The following is a 13,068-nucleotide window of genomic DNA, read 5'->3' as shown; positions in this document are numbered from 1 at the left end:
GGGTGGACCGGAAAAAAGCTGGTCGAACCGGCTACGACTTCGATCGGATCCGCCGGGTGACCTGCTGGAAGACGTCGTTGCAGGCGTCGCAGTTCGCACAGCCGATCTCGCTGCAGTCGATGGCCTCGCCACAGCGCGGGCACTGCAGCCCGCGGCTGGGATCGAACTCGAAGCTGCAACTCGGACAGATCATAGGATCACCGCCAGCAGGCCACCGACGCCGAACGCGACGATCCAGGAGCCGACCCACATCAGTAGCGCGCTCTTTGCGTCCCGTTCCTTGAGGATCATCACCATCGAGAGGATACACGGGACGAACAGCGTGATGACGACCAGTCCGACGAACATCTCGGCAGTGCCGAGCGCCATGTCGGTCATCCCGGCCGCGGCGAAGTCACGCCGGACCAGCCCCAGCAGGAGGACGCGGGCGAACTCCTGGGGGAGCCCGATGAGTGAGGTAATCGGTGCCAGCGCTCGCTGGATCACTGCGAACCCGCCGAAGTAGTCGAGCGCCGAGATGGCGACCGCGGTCGCGCCGAACAGCGGGATCGCCTCCCGGAGGAACATCTTCGTCCGGTTGTAGGTCTTCCGGAGGATGTTGCGCGGTCGTGGCACGCGCATCCGCGGCAGTTCGGTCACCAGCGGCGTGCTGTCGCCGGGCAGCGTCCGGTCGAGGAAGAGCCCGGCGACCCCGAGCACGACCAGCAGGACGCCGACGTAGCCGAACCACCAGATCAGTCCCAGACCGGCGAGCAGTCCCATGATGACTCCGAGCTGGGCCGAGCAGGGCACAGCCAGCCCGAGCAGTGCCGTCGAGATGAGCCGCTCGCGGCGGTCGCCGACCATCCGGGTCGTGATGACCGCCATCGTCACGCAGCCGACGCCAACGATCATCGGGACGATCGCCCGGCCGTTCAGCCCGATCCGGTTGAGCCCGCGGTCGGTCAACACCGCCAGCCGCGGGAGCATTCCGGAGTCCTCTAGCAGGCCGATCACGAAGTAGAAGGCGATGACCAGCGGTAACAGGACACCGACGATGTACTGGACGGTGATCGTCAGCAGGCCGAGGTTACCGTTGATCAGCAGGAACTCGATCGGCTCGGCCCAGGACGCGGCTGGCAGAAGACTCTCGATAGCGCCCTCGACGACCGGATTGTAGTACTCGCCGAAGACCGTGATCTCGAGGAAGTCGACAACCTTCTGGGCGACGACGACCCCGATGAAGTAGAAGATCGCACCCAGCATGGCGAGCGCGATCGGCGTCCCGGTCAGCGGATTGAGCATGAGGTCGCTGAACCGCTCGGCCCAGGACGAATCGCGCTCCTCCCGGGAGAGTACGCCCCCGGCGACCTCCTCGACGCGGCGACGGCGATGCCCGTAGACGTCCTCGCGCTGGCCGACGTCCGTGAGTGCAGGGACGCCGCCGTCGGCGACGACCTTGCCCGTCGAGACCCGCTCGGCGGTCGGCTCGTCGCCCTCGACGAGCAACGTCTTCTCGGCGCGCGTGGCCTCGACGTCGTCGGGGAGTTCGTCGAACCACCGTTCGATCGGCGTCGATTCGGGCGCGCGAGCCTCGTCGACTCGCCCGCGGAGTTCGTCGATCCCCTCGCCGTCGACTGCCACCGTGGGGACGACCGGGACGCCGAGTTCTGCCTCAAGCGCGTCGGCGTCGATGTCGACCCCGTCGGCTTCGGCCTCGTCCATCATGTTCAGCGCGACGACCGTCGGGATCCCCATGTCGAGTAACTGCAGCGTCAGGAAGAGATCCCGATCCAGCTGGGTCGCGTCGACGACGTTGACCACTACGTCGGCCTCGAGGACGATCTCGCGTGTGACTCGTTCTTCCTCGTCGAAGCTGGAGATCCCGTACACGCCCGGGGTGTCGGTCAGTTTCGCGTCGCCGAACGCGGCTTCGGTCGTGTCGACGGTCGTTCCCGGGTAGTTCGAGACATCGACGTACTGCTCGGCGAGCCCGCCGAAGACGACGCTCTTGCCGACGTTGGGACAGCCGACCAGCGCCACCGTCTCGTCGGCGTCGACGTCACAGCCACCGGTCTCGTGACAGCTCATCTATCGGCCTCCGCGTGCGAGATCTCGATCTCGGCGGCCAGATCGGCCCCGAGTGCCATTTCCGTGCCGTTGCGCCTGAGAACGATCGGTCCCTTCCGTACTCGATGGCGACACTCGACGGCCCCATCGAGGAAGCCGAGTCTGAGCAGACGCGCCCGGACGTCCTCGTCCGGCACGCGCTCTAGGGAGACAGACTCGCCCGGGGCCGTGTCGGCCAGCACCTCGGTCATTTAGGTCCACCTAACTAAGAGTAGCCAACCAAGGAGGTAAAGAAGGGGCGGGTGTTCCCAGGCCGTGAAAACAGATATGGACAACTGTGTAGAATTCGGCCGACCAAAAACAGCGGGCAGTGCGGTTTTGTGCGCGACGGAGCAAGGGCGACTGTGACGAGTGGCACCTACACGCTGTTGATCGAGCTGCCCGAGGCGACGACGATCACGTTCGGGGCGGCCGGCGACCGCGAGCTGGCGGCCGGCGTATACGCCTACACCGGCAGTGCGTTCGGCCCGGGCGGCTTCTCCCGGATCGACCGCCACCGGCGAGTCGCGAGCGGCGAGCACGACGCCCGCCACTGGCATGTCGATTACCTGCTCGGTCATCCAGGGACGCGCATCGTCGAGGTCGTCCGCTCGGCCGACGCTGACATCGAGTGTGCCGTCAGCCAGCGATTGGCCGGCGAGCCGGTCGAGGGGATCGGCGCGTCGGACTGTGACTGCGACACACATCTGGTGTATGGCGGCCGGTCGGAGGCGTTTCTCGACGAGGTTCGGCGGGCGCACGCGAGTGCGCGAAACGACTGAGTTCGTAGAACGACTCGAGACCGTAAGACGGCTTCCGTTCGCCGGAAATCGTTGCGAGGGATCGCGTCGCTACTCTCGAATTAGCCCCCAGAGAAGTAGTCCTGGGAGGATTCGAACCTCCGTCGTAGCCCCCAGAAGGCTACATGATTGGCCACTACACCACAGGACTGCATTCGACAGAACGCCGTGGGTTTACTAAATGTTGTCGCTTTCTTCTGGGGTAACTACGGGGCGCTCGTAGTGTTCTTTCCGATGGCAATTCGCGCAGAGAACGACACACTTCTCGACTTCTGCGCGTATATCCGACTCGGGTTTGCCATTGGCGATCATCTCGCTGACACCCGCGTGTTTCTCCGAGACGTGATGAAACTGCAAACACACTGGATCGGTATCCGAGCAACGCTGACAGCCACGCGTGCGCTTGTACTCGTAAGCCCACTGCCGGAGCCGTTCCACTCTAGTCTGAGGCCCTTCCGCCATCACGTGCGTCTCTGGCGCTGAAACGTGTTCTTTCGCGTGGCAATTTGCACACAGAATCTCACATTTCTCCATTTCGGCCTCGATATCGGATTTCGAGTATCCGTACGGGACCATCTTGTTGACGGCCATCTCCTTGTCCGCACTCGATAGGTGATGGAAATCAAGACAGGCCGGGTCAGACTCGGTGCAGTTGCGACATCCGTCACTGTTGGCTTTTCGCTTGTGTATCCACTCGCGAAGGCGCGCACGGCGTTTGAGGGTCCGTTCGGTATTCCACTCCCGGTTTTTGTAATGCCAGCGCTGATATCTCGTGAGGTCTTCCCAGACGAGTTCGTCTGGAAGGTCGACGTCATCCGGTTTGGGCTGGACGCGGGATCCGTGCGAGTCGTACGTCTCCAGCCCCGCCGCGTCCTTCGCCTCGTTCCAGCTCCCCATCACGCGCTGGATCGTTCCCGAGGCAGGGGTCAGCCCCAGCTCCTCGTACTGGGCTTTCGTCGGTCAGCTACCAACGGCTGCAGCCGTTGGCTTGTCGGTGGACTCCCGTTCTGCCGACACAGGCGTGTCGGACGCCACTTCAGTAGCGTTCACGGTCATCGTCCCCGACTTCAGGGCGTACTGACAGAACGCCCCTCCAGCGGGGGGCTTCTGCCCTCGCTGGAGTTTGACTGTGAGTTTTCGAGCAACGTTTTTCGCCGCGTTGTAGTCGGCGTTTGCCGAGTATGAGCAGTCGAGACACTGGAAGTGTTGGCCGTCCCGGTTTTCTTCGAGCGTACAGCCACACTTCGAGCATTGTTGGCTGGTGTAGGACGGTTCGACTGTTTCTACCACGATACCAGCCAGTTCCGCCTTGTGTTCGGTCTGTTCCTGCAGTTCGCGGAACGCCCATTGCTGGAACTTCTTGTCGTCGCTGATACGCTCTCGAATCTGCTCCAGGTCCTCGAACGCGATATGCGTACAGTCGTGGCGCTTGGCTTCGGCAACGATTTCTTGGGAACACTGGTGTAGGTAGTCTCTACTCCAGCGACCGAACTTGTCGCCAATGCGCTGGAAGGTCAGATGTGCGCTCCGTGTTCCCGTCTGTTGGAGGCTGGCACGTCGCTTCTCGAACTCGCGGCGCTGGTGGTTGAGGTAATCAGCGTTCCCGACGAATGCACCTGTTGAGGTCACGGCAATGTGGTCATCGACGTTGCAGTCCACGCCAAGCACTCTCGAATGCTCGGCTTTCTCAGGACTGCTCGCATCGAGTTCCCGTTCCATCGCCGCGTGCAGGTAGAACTCGTCGGTTTCGCTGTCGTAGTGGACGGTACTGGTCGAAAATGAGTAGTCGTCGTTCAGTAGGTATTTGCCGTGTGGTGTGCCTTCGGGGTCGTCGGGTAGGTCGTATTCGCATTCGACTCTCCCGTTGACTGTGGCGAGACTCACTTTGTCACGGTAGTAAGTAGCCGCTCGCTTGTCGTAGACGATGCTGAATGTATCGTACTGTGGCTTGCTAGTGTTCTCGCCGTCAGCAAGCCGGTCAACGCAGTTGTCGATATCGTCGGTGGCGCGTTTAATGGCCTTCTGGACGAGGTTCGCGTGTAGGTGGTCTGTTTCTTCACGAAGGGTGTCGTAGATGGCGGCTTCGGCTTCGCTCTTGCTGGTTACACAGTCTTGTTCGGGATAGCGCCACGCCCAGTCTGCGGTCCGATTCGCGCAGTACTGGAATTTGGAGTTGGTGGCATGGAGGTCACTCTTGCGGTCGTTAGGCACGTCGAGACGGACGCGAACCGTCCGAGTTACCTCCCACGCCATGTATATCACAGTAATGGTTACTCTTTATTAATATTTTTGTATAACGTCGGGAGTCGGCACTGCTGTAGTCGGTGGATTGTTTCGCGGAGCGTACGCGCTTCCTCCCACGTTCACAAGACCGAAGGTCTTGTACAGCCCACCAGAACGCGAAGGGTTCTGGGGACGGCTGAAGCCGGTGGGCTTCCGCGCTGTTACCGCTGTGACTCGCCCAGCTCCTCGGCGGCGGCCCGCAACGCGTCGACACACTCGGACTCGGTGGTCACGCCACGCGTTGTGCCGTCTTCGGATATAAAGAGCCGGACCGGCTCGATCAATCAGGGGATAGAGAAACACCCACACGCTGTTCGAGAAAGCGACTATATACGTAACAATAGCCATCTTAGCAAACGCTATTCCATGGCTTTCCGTCCCGACGAACGTGACCGACAACGTGAATCGCCTCGGGGTCAAGTGGTTCGAGAGACTTCGTCTCTCGTCATCACGGAAGACGCAGTCTTCCGTACGACCCCGAGGCTTCCTGATTCAACAACGCGCTTTGCAGACACACGCTGAAAGCCAGCGGTGTCCGTAGGGAGCGCAGTCTCCACAGGCGTGTCTTCGGGCCATCCCAGCCCTAGTTCAGAAAAGCCGCGTTGCAGGACGTTCATCGCCGCGTTCGCGTCCCTATCTGTCTCAAACCCACACGATGGACACGAGTGTTCACGCACCCAGATTGGTTTCGCCGTCTCCACGCCACACTTTGCGCACTCTTTTGTCGTCCTATCGGGTTCGACCTCCACGACGTGACAACCGTACAGGTCGGCCTTGTAATCAAGGAGGGTGATAAACTGTCGCCACGCCGCATCCTGCTTGTTGCGAGCGTTGTGCGACTGTTCGAGCATCTTCTTCACGTCCAGGTCCTCAACGAACACTGCGTCGTACTCGCGGACCAGCCACGTCGTAATCTTCTGTTGGTAGTCCAGTACCTTCCGGCGGATGTGACGTTTGATCTTCGCCACTTCCCGACGCTGTTTCTCGTAGTTGTTCGACCCTTTCTCCTTCCGTGAGAGCTTGCGTTGCTCACGGCGGAGCCGCTCGTACTCGTCTTCGAGATCGAGCCAATCCACAGTTTTGCCGTCGCTGGTGTGGACGTAGTTGAGGATTCCGAGGTCGATACCCACGCTGTTGCTTGAATCTAACTCGTCCAGCGCGGGTTTCTCGGGTAAGTCAGCGTCGTCGGTTTCGAGACCGAACGAGACGAACCACTCGCCAGTCCGTTCTTTCTTGACCGTGACTTCTTTGATGTCCGCTTCGTCAGGGATTTCGCGGTGGTAGCGGATTTTGATGTCACCGATTTTCGAGAGCCAGAGCGTTGCACGTCGGCCACTCGTGTTTTTGAGTTCGAAGCCAGACTGCGAGTACGTCATACTCTGGAACTCCCTCGGTGACTTCCACTTGAGCTTCCCGACCTTGTTCCCGTTCTGTTTCTGCTCGGAGAGGCCCGAGAGGTTCTGGTAGAACCGCGTGACGGTTCGTTGCAGAGCCTTCGAGTTGACTTCCGAGAAGACAGGGAACTCGTCTTTCCAGTCGGGAAGTCGGTTGTGGTGTTTGTACGCGGAGCCGATGTTGTCGGCGTCCACGTTCTCGTACTCGTACCGAGTGTAGTTGTACGCTTGGCGATGAACGTCGATGTGTCGTTCTAGTTCAGCCGCTACCTGTTGTGTCGGATAGGCGGGGTAGCGGTGACTGTACTCCATCGCAACCTCTTGATTAGGTACATGTTCGCTTAATGATTTGTATCTCCACCTATCGGATTCAACCCCGGGGTCAAGCCCCGGGGCATTCTCCTAGACCGCTTGTAAAACTCGGTTTCGTCTGCGTCCAGAACGCGGGTCGAAGCCAGATGTCAGCCGCGTTCGCGCGCCGAGAACGGGACCGACGAGGGCTGAACGGGGACGTCCAAATACTCACCGGCGGGACCGACCCCGCCGAAGAGGTCCATCCGGAAGTCGTCGAGGCGATGGCCGAACTCGATATCGACATCTCCGACCGCCAACCCCGGGCGGTCTCGACGGACGAACTGAACGACTGTGACGTCGTCGCCACCATGGGCTGTTCGACGCTCGAACTCGACGCCGACGTCGACGTCCGCGACTGGGCCCTGGAGGACCCACACGGCAAAGACGTCGAGACCGTTCGCGAGATCCGCGAGGAGATCGAGGGTCGAGTCACCGAACTCTTCGAGGAGTTCGTCGAGGCGTAGCTGATTCGAGAGCCAGCAAGCCCAGCGGCTACCGGTCGCTCTCGCGAGCGCCGTCGAGAGCGACCAGGAGCGCGGTCGCCCGCCTCGTGGTCCGGTACTTGCGCCACTTGCCCTCTTTGCGGCGGGTCACCAGTCCGGCATCAGTGAGTTTCGACAGCGCGTGGCTGATCGCCCCGTCGCTGACGTCGAGCAGCGGCGCGAACTCACACACGCACAGTTCCCCTTCTGCTGCCTCCAGCAACCGGACGATCTTGTACCGCGTCTCGTTGGCGAGCGCCGACAGGATTTCGACGTCCGTTTCGATAGAGTCCCCGACTGCCGCATCGAGCGCTTCGAGCTGTTCGACCCGCTGTTCGAACTCGTCGTCCTGACAGCTCCCGAGGTCCTCCTCCATGTACCGCCGGAGCCGATCGTGAGTAGCCATACGGACCAATTAAGAATGTATTGAAATAACTGTTTTCCTCGTCTTGTGCAGCGACACCGGCATTATCGCACAAAAGACTGTTACGTATCCCGGGAGGGGAGGATCCCCGAAGCGTTTATTTTAGTGAAGTCTAAAACGATGGTGTAACGATGGACTGGGAATCCGACGGAGGTCCGGCGGCAGATCCCGAGCAAGTCGGTCCGGCGGCCGGCGGCTGTCTCAGTCTTTCAACAGCGAGTAAACTATGATCGAGGTAACTGTCTTCGAGGAAGCGATGTGTTGTACGACCGGCGTGTGTGGGCCGGATCCCGACGAGGAACTGGTCCGGTTCACCAGAACCGTCGACCGGCTCGAGGAGGAGTACGAGGACGTCGAAGTGCGGCGGGCCAGTCTGGCCCATGACGTCGACGCGTTCCTGAACCACCAGGAGATCTACGACACGGTCCAGGAGAACGGTCCGGAAGTGCTCCCGATCACCACCGTCGGCGGCGAGGTGATCGCACAGGGTGAGTACCTCGACTACGACCGGATCGAGAGCGCGGTCTCACAGCGCGTTCCACAGGAGGCCTGAGATGAGCGAGACCCCCTCCCGGGAACTGGTCGAACCGTCCGGCGAGGAGACGGAGTTCGTCTTCTTCAGCGGCAAAGGCGGCGTCGGCAAGAGCACGGTCAGTTGCGCGACCGCCCAGTGGCTCGCCGGGGAGGGCTACGACACGCTGCTGGTGACGACCGATCCCGCGCCGAACCTCGGGGACATCTTCGATCAGTCGATCGGGCACAGCGTGACGGCCATCGACGGCATCGAGAACCTCTCGGCAATGGAGATCGATCCCGACCGGGCCGCCGAGGAGTACCGTCAGGAGACCCTCGAACCGATGCGAGCGCTGCTGGACGAGGAGCAACTGCAGACCGTCGAGGAGCAACTCAACAGCCCCTGTGTCGAGGAGATCGCTGCCTTCGACAAGTTCGTCGAGTTCATGGACGAGCCCGAGCACGACGTGATCGTCTTCGACACTGCGCCGACGGGCCACACCATCCGGCTGATGGAGCTGCCCAGCAGCTGGAACGCGGAACTCGAAGAAGGTGGGGCGACCTGTATCGGCCCCGCGGCCTCTATGGAGGACCAGAAGGCCCAGTACGAGAACGCCATGGAGACCCTCGAAGGCGATCGGAGCTCGTTCGTGTTCGTCGGCAAGCCCGAGGAGTCGGCGATCGAGGAGATCGAGCGTAGCGCCGGCGAACTCGCGGACCTCGGGATCGGAACGGACCTGCTGGTCGTCAACGGGCATCTCCCCGAGGCGGTCTGTGAGGACCCGTTCTTCGAGAGCAAGCGCGAGGACGAACAGGAGGTCATCGAGTACGTCCGCGAGGCATTCGACGATCGACCGGTCGCGACTTATCCGCTCCGGCCGGGCGAGATTACAGGGTCAGCGTTGCTCGCCGACGTCGCGGCGGCGCTGTACGAGGGTGCCGAACCCGAGATCGACGTCGAGTCGGCGACCGAGACGGACGCCGCGGCGGCTGCGGGTAGTCCCGACACGATGACCGACACCGAGGCCGTCATGGAGCAACTCCGCCCCCTGGAGGACACTCGATACCTGTTCTTCACGGGCAAAGGTGGCGTCGGCAAGAGCACGATCGCGGCGACGGCGGCGACCGCGCTGGCCGGCGACGGCCAGGAGACGCTGATCGTGACGACCGATCCGGCGGCCCACCTCAAGGACGTCTTCGGAGCTGAAGTCGGCCACGAGCCGACGCCGATCACCGACGGACTGGACGCGGCCCGGATCGACCAGGAGAAAGCCCTCGAGGAGTACAAGGAGCGCACGCTCGCCCAGGTCGAGCAGTCCTATGAGGGCGACGACCTCGAGGAAGCCAAAGCGCAGGTCATGGAGGAACTGGAGTCGCCCTGTGCCGAGGAGATGGCTGCCCTGGAGAAGTTCGTCGATTACGTCGAGGTCGAGGGCTACGACACCGTCGTCTTCGACACCGCGCCGACGGGTCACACTCTCAGGCTGCTGGAACTGCCCTCCGACTGGAAGGGCTTCATGGACCTGGGCTCGCTGACCAAGGAGGCCTCCGAGTCGGGCGAACGCTACGATCGAGTCATCGAGACGATGCGTGACCCCGAAAAGAGTTCGTTCGTGTTCGTGATGAACCCCGAGTACACGCCGATGATGGAGGCCTACCGGGCCGCCGAGGACCTCCGGGATCAGGTCGGGATCGAGACCTCGCTGGTCGCGGTCAACTACCTGCTCCCCGAGGAGTACGGCGACAACGCCTTCTTCGAGAGCCGTCGCCGCCAACAGACGGAGTATCTCGAACGGATCGAGGACCGTTTCGAGGTGCCGATGTTGCTCGCGCCGCTTCAGCAGGAGGAACCGACCGGCCTCGACGACCTGCGGTCGTTCGGGGCCGAGATGCTCGACCGACCAGAAGCGAAACCACAGATGGAGATACAATGAGCGAACACCAGACCGCCGACGTGAACGCGGCACTGCGCGCGTTCGTCGACGCGATCGAAGACTGCGAGCGGTACCGGACGTTCCGCGAGGCGCGAGAGCGCCTCGACGAGGACGAAGACGCTCAGCAACTCCTGCAGACCTACCAGCAAAAGCAGATCCAGTTGCAGCGCGGTGGACACGACCCGGAGATCATGGCCGAACTCCGTGAAGTCAAGAGCGAGATGGACGACAACGAGACGATCAGCGAATACATGCAGGCCGAGGAGGAGCTGATCGATCTACTCGACCGGACTGACGACGTGATAAGCGACCGGATCGGCGAGGAGTTCGCCCGCTCGACTGGCGGGGGGTGTTGCTGATGAGCACTACCGAATCCGAGGTCATCGAGGCTGCCGAGGCCTTCGGCGACGCGCTGGCCGCCGAAAAAGAGGAGCTCGACCGCACGGAGTTCTTCGGGCTCGTCTCGCGGTGTAATCAGGCGATCGAGCAGGAGATCGGTATCGATTACGGATCGGTGTGTGGCGACGACGAGTGTTGCTGACCGTCTCGCGAACGCGCGATCGAATCACCCGATTCACGCTGTGGGCCCGTCGATAGTAACCAGATGAACGCGAACCAGCCCCACGAAACAGACCGACGACGCGACCGCCTGATCGAGACGACAGCGGAGCTACTGTCTTTCGACACCCAGAATCCGCCGGGCGAGACGCGGGCGGCCATGGAATGGCTTCGCGAGCGCGTCTCCCGGCTGGACGTCCGGACGGAGTGGGTCGCGTCCGATCCCGAGAAGCCGAACCTCGTCGTGACCCTGCCCGGCGATGCCGGGCGGACGCTGCTGTACGCGGGCCATCTCGATACGGTCCCGTTCGATCGGAAAGCGTGGTCGGCCGATCCGCTCGGCGAGGTCCGCGACGGTCGTCTCTACGGCCGTGGCGCGACCGACATGAAGGGGACGGTCGCGGTGATGCTCGAAACGCTGGAGAGGTTCGCGACCGCCGCCGAGCAGCCACCGGTCACGCTGCAGTTCGCGTTCGTCAGCGACGAGGAGACTGGCGGCGAGGCCGGCATCGGCGCCGTCCTGGAGGCCGACGCGATCGACGCGGATGCGGCCGTCGTCGGCGAGACGACCTGCGTGGGCGATAACTATTCGATCGCGGTCGCGGACAAGGGCTGGATCTGGCTCACGCTGGAAGCGAGCGGCCGGGCCGCCCACGGCTCGCGGCCGATGAACGGCGAGAACGCTATCGACTACCTCTACTCGGTGGTCGACTCCTGTCGGGAGTCGATCTGCTCGCTGGACCTGGAGTACGGTGAGGCGGTCGAACGGATCATCGAGGAATCCCGGGAATACTACGGCTCCTGTCCCTGCGGCGCGGGGACCCACGTCGGGGAACTGTTCGAGTCTCCGACGGTCAACCTCGGACGGCTGGACGGCGGCAACACCGTCAACAGCGTCCCTCAGACCGCGACCGCTGAACTCGACGTGCGAGTCACGCCCGGTGCCTCGACCGAGGGCGTGCTCGAGCACATCCGGTCGTGTATCGACGCCCGCGAGAACGTCTCGATCCGGGAGGTCTCTTGGACGGAAGGCACGTACGTCGATCCGTCGGCACCGATCGTCGAGGCGGTTACCGACGCCGCCGAGGGCGTGCTACCCGAGCGGCCGCTGGGACGGTGCGCGACTGGGGGCAGCGACGCCAAGAAACTCCGCGCGGCCGGCGTCCCAGCCGTCGAGTGTGCCGTCGGCAGCGACACCGCACACAGCGTCGACGAGTACGTCACCCTGGACGCGCTCGAACTGACGGCGGCGTGGTACGAGCGGATCCCGTCGCTGTTCGCCGGGCGTACTTCCGGATAGAAATATATACTGCTATTGAGCGGACAGAGCAACGGTTATGCGTCGCTTCTTCTAAAGCGGGACAGGTCGCTGACACCGACAACCCAAAGGGAAATCACAATGACTGGATCACACGAGGTTCAGATCGCGTTCGTCTGCGTCCAGAACGCCGGACGTTCACAGATGGCCTACGCGTTCGCCGAGCGGGAACTCGAAGCGCGGGAACTCGCCGACGAGATTTCGGTCGTCACGGGCGGGACCCGACCGGCCGAGCACGTCCACGAAGAAGTGATCGAGGCGATGAGCGAGATCGGCGTCGACCTCGCAGACCGCCAGCCCCGGGAGATCACGTTCGAGGAGACCAGCGACAGCGACTACGTCATCACGATGGGATGCTCGGCCGAGGACGTCTGCCCGGCGACCTGGAGCGGCGACAGCCGCGACTGGGACCTGGACGATCCGGACGGCCGACCGCCGGACGAAGTCGCCGCGATCCGCGAGGAAATCGAACGGCGCGTCACGGACCTGTTCGACGAACTCGAGTCCGAAGTGCTCGAGGACTAGAACGGGCTTTGTTCGGCTGAGTGTGAGTCATCGTCTCCGTCCGAATCGCCGCTCGAGTCGGGGACAGAGACGCCGATTGACTGCAGTTTCATCTTTCCCTCGTCGGTGGCCATCTCCGGCGACCACGGTGGGTCCCAGACGAGTTCGACGGTCGCTTCCTTGACGCCCTCGACTGCCCGGACGGCGTTTTCCGCCTGTTCGACCATCTGGCCGGCGATCGGACAGGTCGTACTCGTCAGGGTCATCTCGATGTCGACGACGTCCTCGGCGATCTCGATCTCGTAGACGAGGCCGAGGTCGTAGACGTTGACCGGAATCTCGGGATCGTGGACGCCCCGAAGCGCCTCGACGACTGCCGCTCGTTCGACCATAGCCCTACTTCGAGGTCGACGGAT

General features: G+C 62.5%; 16 protein-coding genes and 1 tRNA gene. 8 read left to right on the top strand and 9 right to left on the bottom strand.

All coding sequences use genetic code 11. The features are described from left to right. Positions 1 to 31: 31 nt before the first annotated feature. The 3 genes from OB916_RS12165 to OB916_RS12155 are packed head-to-tail and all read right to left on the bottom strand — an operon-like array spanning position 32 to position 2,300. Positions 32 to 193 (bottom strand): hypothetical protein, encoded by a 162-nt coding sequence (locus tag OB916_RS12165; RefSeq protein WP_315909564.1) that lies wholly within the window; start codon positions 191 to 193, stop codon positions 32 to 34. Continuing rightward, positions 190 to 2,070, bottom strand: a complete 1,881-nt coding sequence (gene feoB, locus OB916_RS12160) for a ferrous iron transport protein B (protein ID WP_315909563.1) — start codon at positions 2,068 to 2,070, stop codon at positions 190 to 192. Before feoB ends, OB916_RS12165 begins: the two co-directional genes overlap by 4 nt. Continuing rightward, on the bottom strand, positions 2,067 to 2,300 hold the full coding sequence (locus OB916_RS12155) for a FeoA family protein (protein ID WP_315909562.1): 234 nt from the start codon (positions 2,298 to 2,300) through the stop codon (positions 2,067 to 2,069). Before OB916_RS12155 ends, feoB begins: the two co-directional genes overlap by 4 nt. A 153-nt stretch (positions 2,301 to 2,453) precedes the next feature. On the opposite strand from OB916_RS12155, the gene OB916_RS12150 reads away from it, so the two are divergent. Then, the gene (locus OB916_RS12150) at positions 2,454 to 2,870 is read left to right on the top strand and encodes a GIY-YIG nuclease family protein (protein ID WP_315909561.1); all 417 of its coding nucleotides are present in this window, start codon (positions 2,454 to 2,456) and stop codon (positions 2,868 to 2,870) included. Between the two features lie 96 nt (positions 2,871 to 2,966). On the opposite strand, the gene OB916_RS12145 is transcribed toward OB916_RS12150, so the two are convergent. From OB916_RS12145 to OB916_RS12130, 4 genes are all read right to left on the bottom strand, one after another. Next, positions 2,967 to 3,039 (bottom strand) — tRNA-Gln (locus tag OB916_RS12145). Between the two features lie 26 nt (positions 3,040 to 3,065). Beyond that, positions 3,066 to 3,479, bottom strand: coding sequence for a hypothetical protein (locus OB916_RS12140; RefSeq protein ID WP_315909560.1), 414 nt, complete (start codon positions 3,477 to 3,479; stop codon positions 3,066 to 3,068). 369 nt (positions 3,480 to 3,848) lie between these two features. Continuing rightward, entirely contained in the window at positions 3,849 to 5,141 is a 1,293-nt protein-coding gene (locus tag OB916_RS12135) for an RNA-guided endonuclease InsQ/TnpB family protein (protein WP_315909559.1), read from the bottom strand. 446 nt (positions 5,142 to 5,587) lie between these two features. Further along, entirely contained in the window at positions 5,588 to 6,877 is a 1,290-nt protein-coding gene (locus OB916_RS12130) for an RNA-guided endonuclease InsQ/TnpB family protein (RefSeq protein WP_315909558.1), read from the bottom strand. A gap of 56 nt (positions 6,878 to 6,933) precedes the next feature. Between OB916_RS12130 and OB916_RS12125 the strand changes: the two genes are divergently transcribed. Next, positions 6,934 to 7,383 (top strand): arsenate-mycothiol transferase ArsC, encoded by a 450-nt coding sequence (locus OB916_RS12125; RefSeq protein ID WP_315909588.1) that lies wholly within the window; start codon positions 6,934 to 6,936, stop codon positions 7,381 to 7,383. Positions 7,384 to 7,411: 28 nt separating this feature from the next. Here the strand turns inward: OB916_RS12125 and OB916_RS12120 are convergent, their stop codons facing one another. Beyond that, a complete protein-coding gene (locus OB916_RS12120; RefSeq protein WP_315909557.1) occupies positions 7,412 to 7,807 on the bottom strand; it encodes an ArsR/SmtB family transcription factor in 396 nt (131 codons plus the stop codon). 244 nt (positions 7,808 to 8,051) lie between these two features. Between OB916_RS12120 and arsD the strand changes: the two genes are divergently transcribed. The 6 genes from arsD (at position 8,052) to OB916_RS12090 (ending at position 12,673) form a co-directional block, all read left to right on the top strand. After that, positions 8,052 to 8,378 carry an arsenite efflux transporter metallochaperone ArsD gene (gene arsD, locus OB916_RS12115; RefSeq protein ID WP_315909556.1) on the top strand — a complete coding sequence of 109 codons (327 nt, stop codon included), beginning with the start codon at positions 8,052 to 8,054 and terminating at the stop codon, positions 8,376 to 8,378. A 1-nt stretch (position 8,379) separates the two neighbouring features. After that, entirely contained in the window at positions 8,380 to 10,272 is a 1,893-nt protein-coding gene (gene arsA / locus OB916_RS12110; RefSeq protein ID WP_315909555.1) for an arsenical pump-driving ATPase, read from the top strand. Continuing rightward, on the top strand, positions 10,269 to 10,631 hold the full coding sequence (gene hcsL / locus OB916_RS12105; protein WP_315909554.1) for a halo-CC-star protein HcsL: 363 nt from the start codon (positions 10,269 to 10,271) through the stop codon (positions 10,629 to 10,631). The genes arsA and hcsL overlap by 4 nt, the downstream gene beginning before the upstream one ends. Continuing rightward, the gene (gene hcsS / locus OB916_RS12100) at positions 10,631 to 10,813 is read left to right on the top strand and encodes a halo-CC-star protein HcsS (protein WP_315909553.1); all 183 of its coding nucleotides are present in this window, start codon (positions 10,631 to 10,633) and stop codon (positions 10,811 to 10,813) included. The genes hcsL and hcsS overlap by 1 nt, the downstream gene beginning before the upstream one ends. A 63-nt stretch (positions 10,814 to 10,876) precedes the next feature. After that, positions 10,877 to 12,130 (top strand): M20 family metallopeptidase, encoded by a 1,254-nt coding sequence (locus OB916_RS12095; RefSeq protein ID WP_315909552.1) that lies wholly within the window; start codon positions 10,877 to 10,879, stop codon positions 12,128 to 12,130. Between the two features lie 99 nt (positions 12,131 to 12,229). Then, the gene (locus OB916_RS12090) at positions 12,230 to 12,673 is read left to right on the top strand and encodes an arsenate-mycothiol transferase ArsC (RefSeq protein ID WP_315909551.1); all 444 of its coding nucleotides are present in this window, start codon (positions 12,230 to 12,232) and stop codon (positions 12,671 to 12,673) included. On the opposite strand, the gene OB916_RS12085 is transcribed toward OB916_RS12090, so the two are convergent. Next, on the bottom strand, positions 12,670 to 13,044 hold the full coding sequence (locus OB916_RS12085) for a metal-sulfur cluster assembly factor (RefSeq protein ID WP_315909550.1): 375 nt from the start codon (positions 13,042 to 13,044) through the stop codon (positions 12,670 to 12,672). The genes OB916_RS12090 and OB916_RS12085 overlap by 4 nt on opposite strands. Positions 13,045 to 13,068: the final 24 nt, after the last annotated feature.

This window comes from Halapricum hydrolyticum, assembly GCF_025517535.1.
Taxonomy (GTDB): domain Archaea; phylum Halobacteriota; class Halobacteria; order Halobacteriales; family Haloarculaceae; genus Halapricum; species Halapricum hydrolyticum.
This window is presented reverse-complemented; position numbering and strand designations above follow the sequence as displayed.